Here is a 14788-nt window from a genome sequence, read left to right as displayed (position 1 = left end):
GGGTGGGAGGGCCACACGCCCGAACGCAGTGCTGTTGTCGTGCGAGGCATGCTGGAGCGCAACGGGTTCGACGTCACGCTGGGCGAGGGTCCCGCGATGTTCGCCGACCCGGATCTATCTTCATTTGATCTCATCGTGCCCGTCATCACCATGTCGATGGTCGAGAAGGCCGAGCTGCGGAACCTGACGCATGCGGTCCGCGGGGGAAGCGGCCTCGGCGGCTTTCACGGCACGATGGGCGACAGTTTCCGCAATGAGCCGGACTACCAGTTCATGACCGGCGGCCAGTGGGTCGCGCATCCAGGCGACATTATCGATTATCACGTGGTCATTACCCGGCCTGATGATCCGATCACGAGAGGCATCAGCGATTTCGCCTATCGGTCGGAGCAATATTACATGCATGTCGACCCAAGCAACGAAGTGCTGGCCACGACCACCTTCACCGACGCGCATTTTTCGGGCATTGGCGGCGTCGTCATGCCGGTCGTCTGGAAGCGCCGCTACGGCGCGGGGAAAGTCTTCTACAGTTCGCTTGGACACACCGTGGATGAGTTCGCGATGCCGGAAATGGCGCTGATCGTGGAGCGTGGCCTGCTCTGGGCGGCGCGCGACTAGCCTACCAGTCGGCGACCCCGTCGCCGCCGGTGAATTGCGCGCTTTTGGCGGTGTATTCGAAGAGTTCGATCTTCACGCCGTTGAGATCGCGCAGGCAGGCCTGGTATGTGTCGTCGCAGGAGCGTTTGTTGGCGGTGACGTCGACGCCCGTGGACGCGATGTGCGCGATCGCAGCGTCGATGTCTTCGACTGCCAGGCAATGGTTGATCTGGTCCGTCTCGCTGAACCGCGCCCCGTTCTTCTGGAAAATCTCGACATAGCTGCGGCCGCCGCAATTGAGGTAGAAGCCGAAAATCGCGCCGTCGCGCAGGAAGTTGAACTGGACCTCCATGCCCAGGACATCGCCGTAGAAGTGCTGCGTCTCTTCGAGGTCATTGACGAAGATGCAGACATGGGCGAGTTGCTTCACTTTGATCATGGCTGCCCCTGAAGTTGTGCGGGTAAGGGCCGCATCGGGTCATTCAAGGATGGTGCCAAGGGTAATGTACATACCCCAAATACCCAAACCGATGCCCACTCCAAAAGCTGTAAATGTCAGCCGTGTTTCGCTTATCGACGTCGACGGTTTCAGCTTCTCTCGAAGAATTACCCATCCAGATAAGGCAGTAAGCATAGTCGCCATGATGAACATGGCTATGAAGATGCTTTTGGGATAGAGGGACCGTAACAGAATACCCGCAGCGCTAACAGCAAGGTTGACAGCAATCAGGGCCTTGTAACGGAAGGGTAGACGTTGCTGATTCATCCTGGCTGTCCTCACCCAATCCCGCCGGTAACCGCATAGGCTCCGGCGGTGCGCCCGTCCTCCAGCCGCACCACTGCCGTGACAATGGAGCCGTACGAGCCGCGCCAGATGCTGTGGAAGCGCTGATGCTCGGCGGCCGGCACGAGCGCATGGCCGGTCAGGCATGTGCCATCCCGCTGCATGGCAATTTCCTCTCCGTTGACATGCACCTTGACGCCGGCTTTCTCCGCCTCGGCTGCTTCAATGGGCAGGTCCAGCGTGACGACGATTTCGTCCTGATCGCCCAAAGTGCGCGTCTCGGCGGCCAATGCGATGGCGAGGGGAGGCGCTTTGCCGCCGCCGGTTTGGACGGGGCGGCGCGAAAACACATCACCATCCAGTTCCGGCGTGCGCGGCGGGCTTGTGCGGCGCCAGGTCGACCGTTCGTAGTCCCCGGCCATGCACAGCAGCCTTTCGTCGTCATAGGCCTTGCCGGCGAAGGTGAGGCCGACCGGCATGCCGATGTCGGCCATCGTCCCCATCGGCACGGTGACGGTCGGAATGCCGAAATGGCGCCAGACCAGATTGCCGTTGGCGACCCAGGTGCCGTTGCGCCAGGCAAGCGCGGCGGAGGCTTCGTTGACGTCGGCGTCGGCCGGCCCGACATCGGCGGCGGCGGGCAGCACCACGGCGTCGATGCCTTGCGCGTCCAGCCAGTCCTCGAAATCGATGCGCCTCGTCGCTTCCAGCCCCTTCAGCCCGTCCTCGATGGTTGGGATGCGTTCGAGTGGCGTGACGCCGGATTTCGCCCGCTCGACATATTCCGACAGATCGAAACCACCCTCATAGCGGTCCGGCAGCGTGCCCGGCGGCTGGGGAAAAATCTTCGGCCCGTCGACCGAGGCGAGATCGGGCAAAGCAGGGTCGGCATTGGCGCGCAGGAAGTCGTCCCAGCCCCAGATGCAGAGGTCCCAGATTTCGCGGTCGGCGAAGTCTTGCGGCACCAGCCCGCGTTCCACCATGGTGCGCGCGCCGGGGCGGTCACGTTCATAGTTGGAGACGACGGGAAAATCGACTTCCACCACCTCGGCGCCAAGCTGCTTGAGATCGGTCGCCGCCTGCTCCCACAGCGCCAGCACCGAGGCACGGGTTTCGATCGGCCGGTCGGGCTCGCTGTCGCGGCCGATATACATCCTGGGCACGCCGAGCCGCATGCCCTTCAGCGATCCGGTGAGCGTCAGGTCGGTATAGCGTCGCGGCCTTGTCTCCGAACTTTTCGGCAACGCAACCCAGGGCTGCGCGCGCCAGAAATCGCCCCGCGTCATGGGATCGTCGGCAACGATGACGTCGAGCAGTTCCAGCATGTCGGGCACGCTGCGCGTATGCGGCACCACGACATCCATGGTCGGCACCAGCGGCCAGTTGCCGCGCACGGAGATGACGCCGCGCGAGGGCGTGTAGGCGACCAGCGCATTGTTGGTGGCCGGCGCCCGGCCCGACGACCAGGTCTCCTCGCCGAGCCCAAAGGCGCAAAAGGAGGCAGCCGTCGCCGTACCCGAGCCGTTGGACGAACCCGACGCGAAGGCTGCGGTCAGATAGTCGGCATTGTATGGGCTTTCGGCACGGCCATAGACGCCACGCTGCATGCCGCCATTGGCCATGGGCGGCATGTTGGTGAGACCGATCAGCACCGCGCCGCCGGCCCTGAGCCTGGCGATGGTGAAGGCGTCTTCATTGGCGACGAGATGCTCGAAGGCCGGCGAGCCGGCGGCGACCGTCAGGCCCTTGACCTTGTAGCTGTCCTTGGCGGTGTAGGGGATGCCGTCAAGCGGCCCGAGCGTGGCGCCATCGCGCCGCCGCCGGTCCGAAGCGGCGGCCTCCTCGAACATCGCCGGATTGAGCACCGGAACGGCGTTGAGGCTGATGCCATGGCGATCGAAATGCGCGATGCGGCGCAGATAGGCGGCGACCAGTTCGACGCTGGTGACGGCGCCGTCGTCGAGCGCGGTTCGAAGTTGGTCGATCGTCGCTTCGACAAGGTTTAGGCTGGCATCGATCATCATTGGTTCCAGGCTGTTTTCCGCACGCCATGGATGGAGGCGGCGGCTCGCTTCGGCAAGAGCCAATCGCAATTCATTGCGAGCCAGAGTTAGGCGCGGAGCGGCTCCAGCGTCACCCTTGATGCCTGACATGGTCGATGAACGCGCGCAGCTTGGGCAACATTTGCCGCTTTGCCGGGTAGTACAGGAAAACCCCCGACGAGTTCGCGGCGAAGGGCTTCAGCACCTCCTGCAAACGGCCGTCGGCGATCGCCGGCTTGGCGAGCGGCGCGGGCACCTGGGCAAGCCCGGCACCCTTTAGCGCCGCCCCAAGCAGTGTTGGATAATCATGCGCGATGAGCGGGCCGGAGACGATGACCTCGACCGGTTTGCTGCCGTCGAGAAAGGGCCAGGGCGCGATCGATCGGTTCGAGCGGCGCATGCGCAGGCAGGCATGGCCGCGCAGATCCTCGATCTGTTCGGGCACCTTGCCCTGGCGCAGATAGTCGGGGCTGCCGACGACCGCGAACGGCAGCGGTGGCGTCAGGCGCACGGCGACCATGTCGGCGGCGACAAACTGGCCGGGCCGGATGCCGGCGTCGAAGCCCTCGGCGGCAAGATCGACGAGTTCTCCACCCGCCACGATCTCCAACTCGATTTCCGGATAGGCCTGGCAGAAAGAGGCGATGAGCGGCTCCAGCAGGACCGGCACGATCGATGGCGGCACCGAAAGGCGCAGCAGTCCGGTTGGGCGTTGGCCAAGATCGCGTGCCACTTCGCTTGCCGCGACCAGTTCCTCGAATGCCGGCCCGGCGCGCGACAGGAAACGCTCGCCGGCTTCGGTGAGGCCGACGCTGCGCGTGGTGCGGATGAAGAGCGCCGCCCCGATGCGTGCCTCGAGCGTACGGATCGCCTGGCTCATCGCCGACGGGGTCACTTTCAGCTCCGCCGCCGCCTTTCGGAAATTGCGATGGCGGGCGACGCTCAGGAAGGCCTCGACGCCATCGAGCGCGCCCTGCCTTACTGTGAAGTTCTGCTTCATGGCGCATCGACATTATCGCGGATAGTCGCTGCCTGGAAGCGGTCCTATGTCTCCAGCAAGGACGAAACCAGAGGAAACCGCGATGACAGACAATCTCGACGGCGTGCGCGCCCATTACCACGCCAGCGGCCTGACCGAGCGTCTCAAGACGGCGCTGGCGGCTCTCGGACCAGAGGACCAGCGGCTCATGCCGGAGCAACTGGCCGGGCTCGACCAGTTCCACACCCGAGGGCTCGCGGCGACCGCCGAGCTTGCCGGCCTTGCCGGGATTGGGCCGGACACAACGGTTCTGGATGCCGGATCGGGACTTGGCGGGCCGGCCCGTTTTCTGGCCGCGACTTATGGCTGCCGGGTGACCGGCGTCGACCTCAGCGAGCCGTTCGTCGAGGCGGCGGACTACCTGTCCGAACGTACCGGACTGAGCGCAAAGGTGACATTCGAGGCAGCCAGCGCGCTGGCGCTTCCCTTCGATGCCGGCCATTTTGATGTCGTGCTGCTGCAGCACGTGGCGATGAATATCGCCGACCGGGACGGGCTCTACAGCGAGATCAGGCGGGTGCTGAAGCCGGGCGGCCGGTTTGCAACCTATGACGTCGTGCTGAATGGCGGCGACCCTCATTACCCCGTTCCCTGGGCGCGCACTCCAGCGGAGAGTTTTCTGCTCACAGCGGCCGAAACGCGGACGCGGATCGAGCAGGCGGACTTTGAGCCGCTGGTTTGGCAGGACGACACCGCAACGGCCAAGGCCTGGTTCGCCCAGCTGCGGGCGTCCGGGCCGCCCGCTTTGCTCAATCTCGGCGTTGTCATGGGGTCGGGTTTCGCGGGCGTTGCCGCCAACCTCGGGCGCAACCTCATGGAAGACCGGCTGGGCATCCTGACGGCGGTCTTCGAAGCCGTTCCGGGCAAGGCCTGACAGGAGGCGTGAGATGTCACCGGCAACGATCTTTAATATCCATCTCGCCTTGGGTTACGTGCCATGGTTGCTGTGCTTCGGCTATTATGTCTGGCCGAAGCTCAGATCGATGGACCCGATCGAGGCGCAGCGCGCCATCGCCACGCTCCACAGTTTCCGCTTCTTCGGGCTGGTCTTCATCCTTCCCGGCATCGTCGGCACCAATCTGCCAGCCGGTTTCGCGGTCTTCGCCGCATACGCCGACTTCGCCACCGGATTGCTGGCGATGCTGGCGCTTCTCACGGTGCGGATGCGTTCAGTCTTCTGGCTGTTCGTCGTCGCCTTCAATCTGGTCGGGGCAGTCGACATCGTCGTCGACTATTACCATGGGGTTCTGCTCGGCCTTCCCGATCTGGCGGGAGAACTGGGCGCGGCTTACGCGATTCCGATCATCTATGTTCCCCTGCTGATGATCACGCATGTCGCCGCCTTCTATTTGTTGACGCGGCGCCGGCCCGAGGCGGTTCAGGGCTCCTACCCGTGATGAAGGACGGGAGAGCGGCGGCCTCGCTTGCCGCTGGCCCTGCTTGCTGCAATTGAAACCGTCGAGCCCGCGACGGCTGGTGTTGCGGTCGCTTTCGCAGCTGAGCGGTTGCCGGGCCGTTCAAGACGAAGATCCACAAGACGACCTGGATCCACAAGACGACTTGCAAGCGTAGGCCAAGGCTCGCAGAAGTTGCATCCAAGGCATATTATTGAAAAAAGTTGTGCCGAGATCCCAGCATGAGAGAGGGGAATCATGCCTGACCAGAATGCCCTTGTCCGCGCGGCCATCGGACGGCTGCTGTCCGAGAAAACCGGAGTTGCGGCTATTTCCATGAAAGAAAGTATCGCGGAGCTGACAGCAACAACCGGCACGGCGCCGACCCTCGAAAGCCTGCAGGACCTTCTGCTCGAAATGGCCGAGGTCCGGGGCATGACAGTCGTGCTCGACGTTTAGGGCAGTTCCAGCAATTGTGGAGCGGCTTTCCGTTTACAGCAATTCAAGGCCGGCGGTGGCCCGTTCAACCTGAGATTGTTGCGCGTTTCGCGCCGGTGCAAGCGTGCCGTCGCCATAGATCATGCGGCCGGCGCGGAAGGTGGCGCGCACACGCGGCACGGGCTGGCGGTCAGCCACGACCAGGTCGGCCAGCAGCCCGGGCTCGATGGCGCCACGGTCGGTGAGCCCCAGCGCCGCGGCCGGGTTGGCGCTTGTCAGCGCCGCCGCCGCCACGAGGCCATCGTCGCGCGGTTCCGCCAGGCCGAGAATGGCCGGCAGGATCGAGGCCGGGTGGTAATCGCTGGCCAGCATGTCGAGCAGCCCGGCCTCGTAGGCCTCGCGGGCGGAAAGATTGCCCGAGTAGGATTCGCCGCGCAGCGCGTTTGGGGCGCCCATGGCGGTGTGCATGCCAAGCCTGCGGGCTTCCCGCGCCGCTTCCAGGGTCACCGGGAATTCGCTGAGCATGGCGCCGAGGCCGTGGACGAGCTCCACCTTTTCCAGCGTGTCGTCATCATGCGAGGCGAGCACGATGCCACGAGCCCGCGCACGGGCTGAAAGGTCCTGCAGGGCGTTCAGCACATCGCCCTGGCCCTTGCGGCCGGCCATGCGCTTGCCGACGACCTCGGATGCCGCGGCAACCGACATGCCGCGCTCCTTGGCGATGCGGGCGATGTAGAGTTCGACGTCGCGGTACTGTCCCTGTCCGGGCGTGTGATCCATCAGCGAGATCAGGTGCAGCCTGCCTGTGTCCATCAGCTTTTGCAGCATGGGAACCGCCGGGGTGAAGGTCACCTCGAAGCGGGCATGGATGCGGTGATCAACCAGCAGGTCGTCCTTCATTGCGGTCATGGTGTCGATGATCGTGCTCGTATGATCTTCCGAACGCAGCACGCCGCTGGTGACGCTGGCACCGATGAAGGAGAGCGCGGCATAGGCGGTGGTGACGCCGCAGGAGGCGAGCTTCTTGTCGAGCTCGGCGATGCCGATCCGCATCGGCACGTGGACGCCGATGCGCGGCTCGACTTCCCGCTCCACCATGTCGCCATGCATGTCGATGAAGCCGGGCAGCAACAGGCGGCCGCCACCCGATATGTCGGCCTGCTCAACGGGTTCGTCGCGAATCTCGGCGATCCTGCCGTTCTCGATCCTGAGGGAGCCGCAGGCGATGACGCGGTCGCGCAGGACAATTTCGAATTCACTCAGCCACATCTAATGTCTCTCGCTGTCATATCGCTTGCAAAGGAAGCGGTTTCAAAGATGGATTTCGCGGTCGACGAGGCCGGCGACATCGTCGCGGACGATTTATCGCGAACATGCGTGTCTATCGCTAATGATACCTGAAGCTTGGCGTGAACGAGTTGCCGGGTGTCGGGGCTGCCGATTCTGGAGATCTGCTCGGCAAGCCCATCGTCATAGTGGGGCCGGCTATCGATCTTATGACAGTATAGTCATAAGAGGCCAGCATCATGGTGATGCGGCGATCGTGCTGCGGCCTATCCGAAAAAAGCGCCCATCTTGGCGCGCTTGGGACGTATGCGGTGTTCGATTTGGCGCATCGTGGTGCCGGATACGGTTCTCGGGCCTGACGATTGTCCTGGCGATGCTTTGCCCGCCGAGGGAGCTGATGCGGAGTTTGGGGCAGGGTGGCCGCCTCGGTTTAGGGCGGAGCTCGATCGGCGGGCTGCCGCTGGCGGTGGATGGCGGGAGTAAACCCGCCATCCTTCTCCGATAGGGGAGCCGGACTAATTTCCGAGCGGCTTCGCCGTCTGGGCCGCCTCTTCGATGAGTTCGGCAACCGCACCGGGTTTCGACACGTATATGGCGTGGCTGCCCGGAACCTCGACGACCGTGGAGCCGGCGCGCTTCGACATGGCGCGCTGGGCATCCGGCGGGATCATCTTGTCTTCCGTCGCCACCAGGTACCAGCTGGGCTTTACCTTCCAGGCAGGCGCGCTGACCTTGCCTTCAAGCGCGGCCACGGCCCAGGGAACCTGGGAGTCGGCCATGAAGGAAGCGAGGTCCGGGCGGACATCGGCGGCGAACGATGCGGCGAACTTGCCCCGATCGAGGAACAGGAATCCATCGACCGGCGCCAGGATCGGCGGCACCGGAGCGCCGGGCGGCGGGTTGGCGATCAGGCTCGAGACGGATTCGCCGGCATCCGGCGCAAAGGCGGTGATGTAGACCACGCCCGCCACCTTGGGATCGGTGCCGGCTTCCGAAACGACGACGCCGCCATAGGAATGGCCGACGAGGATGACGTTGCCCGATGCCGCGGCGATCGCGCGCTTGGTGACGGAGACGTCGTCGGCGAGCGATGTGGTCGGGTTCTGGACGATGGTGACCTCATAGCCATCCTTTTTCAGGATGTCATAGACGCCTTCCCAGCCGGACCCATCGACAAATCCGCCATGGACCAGCACGATGGACTTCACCGGGGCGGCGATTGCACCGGTTGCTGACATACCCAAGGCAAGCGCGGCGGCCGAGACGAGTGCGGTTAAAGCAGTCGACATTGAAGTTTCTCCTTTGGAACCTGGTTGCGGCGGCAAGTTCATCGCGAACTCTTCACCGGCCCACGGTAGGGCTGCTTTCAGCATCAGCCGATTGAACGATCCTGCGGTGCAGGGGTCCCGGCGGATCCTTGGCCGGCCTTTGGTGCGGCGCTGGAGAAGGTGTCTTGAAACGGCACTCGCGTATTGAAGCGATGCCGAATAATCTGCGAACAATTTCCTAAGGCGCGCCAGCACCCAGAAAATGTCGAAGCAAGCAATCGTTTTTGGCCCGTTTACGCTGGACCCTTACAAGGGGACGTTGCTGCGCGAGGGAGAGCCCGTGGCGCTGGGCCGCCGGGGCATTCTGCTCTTGGACGCACTGCTCAAGCGACAGGGCGAGATCCTGACCAAGACCGAGCTGATGGACGCTGGCTGGCAGGGCAGCGTCGTCGAGGAGAGCAATCTTTCGGTGCAGATCGCGCTGCTGCGCAAGGCACTTGGACCGATGCCGGACGGCGGCGAATGGATCGCGACGGTGCCCCGCATCGGCTATCGCTTTCTCGGGCCAAGCCTCGATGAAGCCAACAAGACCTTCCAGCCGCAGGCGAAGCCGTCGCTTGCCGTTCTTCCGCTCACCAGCCTCAGCACCGACATCGAACAGGAGTATTTCGCCGACGGGCTCGCCGAGGAGATCATAACGATGTTGTCGAAGCTGTCCGGGCTGGTCGTCATCGCCCGCAGCTCGAGCTTTGCCTACAAGGGAAAGTCGGTCGACATCCGCACCGTCGCCAGGGATCTGGGCGTCCGCTATGTCCTGGCGGGTAGCGTGCGCAGGAGCGGCAGCCGCCTGCGGATCGTCGCGCAGCTGAGCGACGGCGAGACGGGCGCGCACATATGGGCCGAAAGCTACGACCGCGAGCTGGCGGACATGTTCGCGGTCCAGGAGGAAGTGGCCCGCAAGATCGTCGGCGAACTCCACATCGCCTTGAATCCGAAGGAAGCGGCCCAATGGCCTGGTATCACCTCGGCCGGAACCACTGACATCGAGGCGTATGACTGCTTCCTGCGGGGCCGCGCGATGCAGCGGGGCGCGACGCAGAATGCCGATGTCTTCAGGCGGACGGCGGAGCTGTTTCGCGAGGCGATCGACCATGACCCCGCCTATGCCGCGCCCTACGCCGCGCTCGCGATGGCAATGGCGCATGCCTATTACAATCGCTGGGTGAGCGAACCCGGTTGCGCGCTGGCCGAGGCCGGCAGGCTGGTCGATGAAGCCATCGATCGAGACCCGAACGATCCGTTTCCGCATGGCGTCGCCGCCCTGGTTTCGATGTACCGGAAGGACTTCGAACGCTGGACAGCGGAGGTCGAGATGTCACTGGCGCTCAATCCCAACTTCGCGCCCTCGCTGTCGCTGCGCGGCATGCTCAACATGTATTCGGGCAAGCCCCTGGCGGCGATCGCGGACATGGAGCGGGCAATCCGCCTCGACCCGCTCTATTCGCATCTGTATCTGCACCAACTGGGGGTGGCGCACCTCATCGCCGGCAAATACGAAACCGCGGCCGCCCTGCTGCGCGAGCGCATCCTGCTGGTTCCCAAAACCGACATGAGCCGCGCCTATCTTGCGGCGGTGCTTGGCCTGCTGGACGACGGCGAGGGCGCGCGCCAGGTCTGGAGCGAATTGATGGCGGTCAACCCGGATTATTCGTTTGCTGAAGCCATTGACCAGATGCCCTTCAAGAACCCGGAGGATATCGAAAGGATCAAGAGCGGGCTTCAAAGGGTGGGCCTGCCAGTTGAAAGCTAGGCCAGTCTGAAGGCCAGGCCGGAGTGCTGTCGGCGTGGCTTCGATATACCGCCACAAAGCATTGAAATAAATCGTTCGTTGGCGTTCGGTATCCAAGGAGTATCCCTGCCACGGGCGCTATGTGGAAGCCGCGCCGTGACCGGCAGGCGTCACGGCTTTCCTGCTTCTTGTGCTACCTTTCTTCTGCGCCGATTGGTGTGCGACTGCGCGACGGCTATCTTTAGCTCGGGTGTGATCTCCAACGGCGCATTCTCTGCCCCATGGGGGGTCTGCAGCCCCTGGACGTGGACGGTCGGAAATGGCAGTTCGATACCCTGCTCCTTGAAGGCTTGGCGGATTCGTACATAGAATTTCCGTTTCATACCGAAGGCGCCTCCAGGTCTGGTTTTGACCTTGACCCTCAATACGATGCCGTACTCGCCGAACTCCTGTACGCCCTGCATCTTGATCGGTTCGAGCACCCAGTTTTTGAATTCGGGATCTTCCGCCAGTTCGAGGCCGATCCGCTTGATCAGCTTGCGGGCGAAGTCGATATCGGTGTCGTAGCCGACGGTGATGTTGAATTTGTCGGTAACCCAGTCACGGCTCTGGTTCTGGACTGCCCCGAGTTCACCGAAAGGTATCGTGAACAGCGAGCCACGATGGTGGCGCAGCTTCACCGAGCGAAGCGAAAAGCTCTCCACCGTTCCGACATAACGGCCGGATGTAATATATTCGCCGACGCGAAACGCATCGTCGAGCAGAAAAAACACGCCCGAAATGACATCCTTGACGATGGTTTGAGCCCCAAATCCGACGGCGACACCGACGACGCCGGCGCCGGCGATCAACGGGCCGATCTGGATACCCACCGAGGCGAGTATCATCAGCACCGCCATCACCACGATCAATGCGAGCAGAATGTTCTGGATGATCGGCAAGAGCGTGCGCAGCCGCGCCTGCTGAGGATCGAGGGGCGGGACCTCCTCGTCGCCGATCACCGCGTGCGGCGTTTCGATGCCCAGCTTTCGTTCGATCAGGGCTTTGATGATCGACCAGCCGAAATCGGCGGCAAGCGCAATGACCATGACATTGATCAGGCCGCGCAATATGAGCGTGGTCGTCGGATCGCTGCCTTCCATGGACTGCATGTCCAGGCCCCAGACACGCGCCAGAAAATAGGCCGCGGCCAGGATCAGGATCATCCGGATTCCACGATCGATGGCAGCGATCGTCACCGCCGGGATCGTCGGCCGGCCAGCATCTTCCGAACCCGGCCGCAGGACGAAATTGACCCCGCGCTGCGTCAGCACGATTGCCAAGGGCAGGAAGAACGCGGCGAAGGTAAACCAGAAGAGTGTACTGAGGCCGGCGATGCGCTGCAGGAACAGAACGACGAAATAGCAAGTCAATAACCACGTCGCTGCCGTGTGACCGCTTTGGTGTGCAGCCTCCCGCTGTGTTCTTGGCCGACGCCAAACGGCAAGCAGCAAGAGCAGCAGCAGCACGAAATCGGCGCCCGTCGACAGCACCAGCATTCCGTCCCGATCGATGCCGAGACCCGGCAAGAGGAGAAACGCGGCGGCGAAGAAGGCGAAGACGCCGACGATCCGGGACAGCCAATAGGTCCAATGGTCGGCCGTTTCGTTGGTGATCGGCAAGGCACGAACCTCGACGGCGTTCTCGACGTTCATGAAGGAAGGGACGAGCAAGGCTGTGACGTACATGCGCACACCCCCTGTAACGACCGCAGCCATCAGAAATGTCAGGACAATTTCGCGGATGAGCATCGGCCAGTCGAACAACATGAACGCGCCGGCGCTGCCCAGGGCGAAGGAGACGATCAGCATACTGGAATAAAGCGTGCGGCCGCCAATCTTCTTGGCTCGCCCAGCGGGGGTGTCCTTCGGCTGCGCGATGATCCAAAGACGAAATGGACGGGTGAGTCTGTACGTTGCCCAGGTGAGCGCCAGCCCGGCAGCGATGAACATCGCAATCAGCGAGAGTACGCCGGCGGATCCCTTGCTGGACATATCGTCCATGGTCGCTGCCCGAACGCGGGCGAACTGGCCTGGCAGCGAGGGCAAGGTTCGCCCGATTCTTTCGATATGATGCCTGATCCGATCGAGCATCGAGGATGCCATCGTATTCATCTGGCCTGGTGCGGCCACCGCGTCCGACGATGCGCCGGCCGGCGAAGCTCCTGCCTCGGCAGGCGCTTGCGTCGGCCCGGCGTCCTGATTTCGTTGTGCGGCCACCCAGGCCTTCACCGACGGGTCGTCGAGAAGCTCGAACAGCTGTTTGACCTTTTCAGTCGGGACACTCGCCGCCGCCTGCGCCTGTGCCGGACCAGCCAACAAGAGGGCGATTCCAAAGACGAGCGGCCTGGCAATCAGGACAAACATCGCCGTCAGATCTCCGAGACGTCGTGCCGGGCGCGCCAGGTTCCTGGCGCCCAATCGTCGAACCGTGAGTGGCATGGTGCTGTAACCTTCCGGTCAGATCGGCAAGCAACGACATCAATGTCCGTCGTCGCTCCTACCTTGAAGAAACCGATGTTGTGGTGCAAGCCTCATCGTTCCGAGCCAGACCGTAGCATGACGGTCGATAATGCGGACGGACGGCGAACGCACCACCGGGTGGTCTCACGGTCAAAGGTGGTCGCAGCGGACCGCAACCGGTTGCACGTCCGCTATTGCTCTCTGATTTGCCATCAGACGCCTGGGAAGCTGATCTAGGCCAACCTCACCCCAGCAGATTGCGCGCCGTGCGCATGAAAATCCTTGACCCGATCGGGATCAGGTCGTCGGGAAAATCATAGTCCGGATTGTGCAGGGCAGGGTGCTTCTCGCCGGCGCCGAGGAAGAACATGGCCGAGGGAGCGCCGTGGCCGAACAGGCCGAAATCTTCCGAGGCGCGCATCGGCAGGGCTTCCTGCCCGTGCACGACGCCTTCTTCGTCGAGGGCGCGCCGCAGGTGCTCCACCGCGTCCGGCGCGTTGACGCTGGCGACGAAGATCTCGTGATAGTCCCAGCAGGCGGAGAGGCCGTGGCGGGCGGCGATCTCCTTGACCAGCGCTTCGGCGGCGGCGCACAGATCCGCCATGCGCTCGTCACGCCGCGTGCGCAGCGTCGCCCAGACTTCCGCATGGGCAGGCGCGATGCCGAACACGGCTTCGCCCATCTCGGCATGGGTGACGGTGACCATGGAGAAATCGTCATCGGCGAAGGTCGCGCGGCCGAGTGCGGGCAAAGCCGGCATCAGCTCCGAGATCGCCGGCATCGGCGAGATGCCGGTTTCGGGCATGGAGGAATGCGCGGTCTTGCCCTCCAGCACGATGCGCATGCCGCGCGAGGCGCAGTTGACCACGCCGGGTTTCAGCCGCACCTCGCCGAACGGCACGCCGGGCAGATTGTGCAGCGAAAAGGCGAAATCCGGCGCGATCTCGCCGAAGCGCGGATCGGCGACGACGCCGGCCGCGCCATTGCCGGTCTCCTCCGCCGGCTGGAACATCAGCACGACGCGGCCGCTTGCCGGCCGCTGGCGGCCGAGCTGGCGGCCAAGCGACGCCAGGATCGCGGTGTGTCCGTCATGGCCGCACATATGCGACTTGCCGGGCACCTGCGAGGCATGCGGCACGCCGGAAAGCTCCTCGATCGGCAGCGCGTCGAGTTCGGAGCGGAACAGCACCGTAGGCCCGGCCTTGCCGCTGTCGTAGATGGCGGCCACGCCATGCCCGCCGAGGCCGGTCAGCACCTTGTCCGGCGCGGTATCGGCGAGGAAGGCGACGACCTCCTTGGCCGTCTTCTCCTCCTCGTTTGAGATTTCCGGCTGCCGGTGCAGCTTGCGCCGCCATTCGGTCAGCTCGACGATGTCCCGGTTGGTGAGGGTCATGCTTCTTGGCCTCCGCTGCGTTCTTCGTGACATGCCGGTCACAAGGCGAGGACAATCGCATAGGGCGCTCCCCCTCTCCGTCCGCTGCGCGGCCACCTCTCCCCCACTTTGTGGGGGCGAGGAACCAAGCCTCCCAAAGCCGCGACTTCGGAGATTGGCGTTTCCTCGCCCCCATGTAATGGGGGAGAGGTGGCCGCGCAGCGGACGGAGAGGGGCCGGCGCTGCCGTATGCGATTGCACTGCCCTTTGGCCGGAG

The 14788-nt window shown here is 63.7% G+C and carries 13 protein-coding genes; 5 read left to right on the top strand and 8 right to left on the bottom strand.

Translation table 11 applies throughout. From position 1 onward, the window contains the following. Positions 1-618 (top strand): ThuA domain-containing protein (locus FJ930_RS29630; protein WP_141841140.1); only part of this gene is annotated, 618 nt, incomplete at its 5' end. Position 619: 1 nt separating this feature from the next. Here the strand turns inward: FJ930_RS29630 and FJ930_RS29625 are convergent. From FJ930_RS29625 to FJ930_RS29610, 4 genes are all read right to left on the bottom strand, one after another. Continuing rightward, the gene (locus FJ930_RS29625; protein ID WP_141841139.1) at positions 620-1036 is read right to left on the bottom strand and encodes a VOC family protein; all 417 of its coding nucleotides are present in this window, start codon (positions 1034-1036) and stop codon (positions 620-622) included. A gap of 39 nt (positions 1037-1075) precedes the next feature. Then, on the bottom strand, positions 1076-1363 hold the full coding sequence (locus FJ930_RS29620) for a hypothetical protein (protein ID WP_141841138.1): 288 nt from the start codon (positions 1361-1363) through the stop codon (positions 1076-1078). Between the two features lie 11 nt (positions 1364-1374). Then, positions 1375-3402, bottom strand: coding sequence for an amidase (locus FJ930_RS29615; RefSeq protein WP_141841141.1), 2028 nt, complete (start codon positions 3400-3402; stop codon positions 1375-1377). 112 nt (positions 3403-3514) lie between these two features. Then, positions 3515-4423 (bottom strand): LysR substrate-binding domain-containing protein, encoded by a 909-nt coding sequence (locus FJ930_RS29610; protein ID WP_141841137.1) that lies wholly within the window; start codon positions 4421-4423, stop codon positions 3515-3517. 82 nt (positions 4424-4505) lie between these two features. Between FJ930_RS29610 and FJ930_RS29605 the strand changes: the two genes are divergently transcribed. From FJ930_RS29605 to FJ930_RS29595, 3 genes are all read left to right on the top strand, one after another. Continuing rightward, on the top strand, positions 4506-5336 hold the full coding sequence (locus FJ930_RS29605) for a class I SAM-dependent methyltransferase (protein WP_141841136.1): 831 nt from the start codon (positions 4506-4508) through the stop codon (positions 5334-5336). Positions 5337-5349: 13 nt separating this feature from the next. After that, on the top strand, positions 5350-5859 hold the full coding sequence (locus FJ930_RS29600; protein ID WP_141841135.1) for a hypothetical protein: 510 nt from the start codon (positions 5350-5352) through the stop codon (positions 5857-5859). Between the two features lie 255 nt (positions 5860-6114). Further along, on the top strand, positions 6115-6315 hold the full coding sequence (locus FJ930_RS29595) for a hypothetical protein (protein ID WP_140747743.1): 201 nt from the start codon (positions 6115-6117) through the stop codon (positions 6313-6315). A gap of 33 nt (positions 6316-6348) precedes the next feature. Here the strand turns inward: FJ930_RS29595 and FJ930_RS29590 are convergent, their stop codons facing one another. After that, positions 6349-7563, bottom strand: a complete 1215-nt coding sequence (locus FJ930_RS29590) for an alpha-D-ribose 1-methylphosphonate 5-triphosphate diphosphatase (protein WP_141841134.1) — start codon at positions 7561-7563, stop codon at positions 6349-6351. A 533-nt stretch (positions 7564-8096) separates the two neighbouring features. Continuing rightward, positions 8097-8819 (bottom strand): alpha/beta hydrolase, encoded by a 723-nt coding sequence (locus tag FJ930_RS29585; protein WP_140747762.1) that lies wholly within the window; start codon positions 8817-8819, stop codon positions 8097-8099. A 292-nt stretch (positions 8820-9111) separates the two neighbouring features. Here FJ930_RS29585 and FJ930_RS29580 point away from each other — a divergent pair, with 292 nt between their 5' ends. After that, positions 9112-10659, top strand: a complete 1548-nt coding sequence (locus FJ930_RS29580; protein WP_141841133.1) for a winged helix-turn-helix domain-containing tetratricopeptide repeat protein — start codon at positions 9112-9114, stop codon at positions 10657-10659. A gap of 149 nt (positions 10660-10808) precedes the next feature. Here FJ930_RS29580 and FJ930_RS29575 read toward each other — a convergent pair whose 3' ends face one another. Then, the gene (locus FJ930_RS29575; RefSeq protein WP_246677097.1) at positions 10809-12680 is read right to left on the bottom strand and encodes a mechanosensitive ion channel family protein; all 1872 of its coding nucleotides are present in this window, start codon (positions 12678-12680) and stop codon (positions 10809-10811) included. Between the two features lie 703 nt (positions 12681-13383). Beyond that, complete coding sequence (locus FJ930_RS29570) at positions 13384-14532, bottom strand: amidohydrolase (protein ID WP_141841131.1); 1149 nt, start codon at positions 14530-14532, stop codon at positions 13384-13386. Between the last annotated feature and the right edge of the window lie 256 nt (positions 14533-14788).

The organism is Mesorhizobium sp. B2-4-15 (assembly GCF_006658505.1).
Lineage (GTDB): Bacteria > Pseudomonadota > Alphaproteobacteria > Rhizobiales > Rhizobiaceae > Mesorhizobium.
The sequence above is the reverse complement of the archived record's forward strand: the minus strand, read 5'-3'. Positions and strand labels throughout refer to the sequence as shown.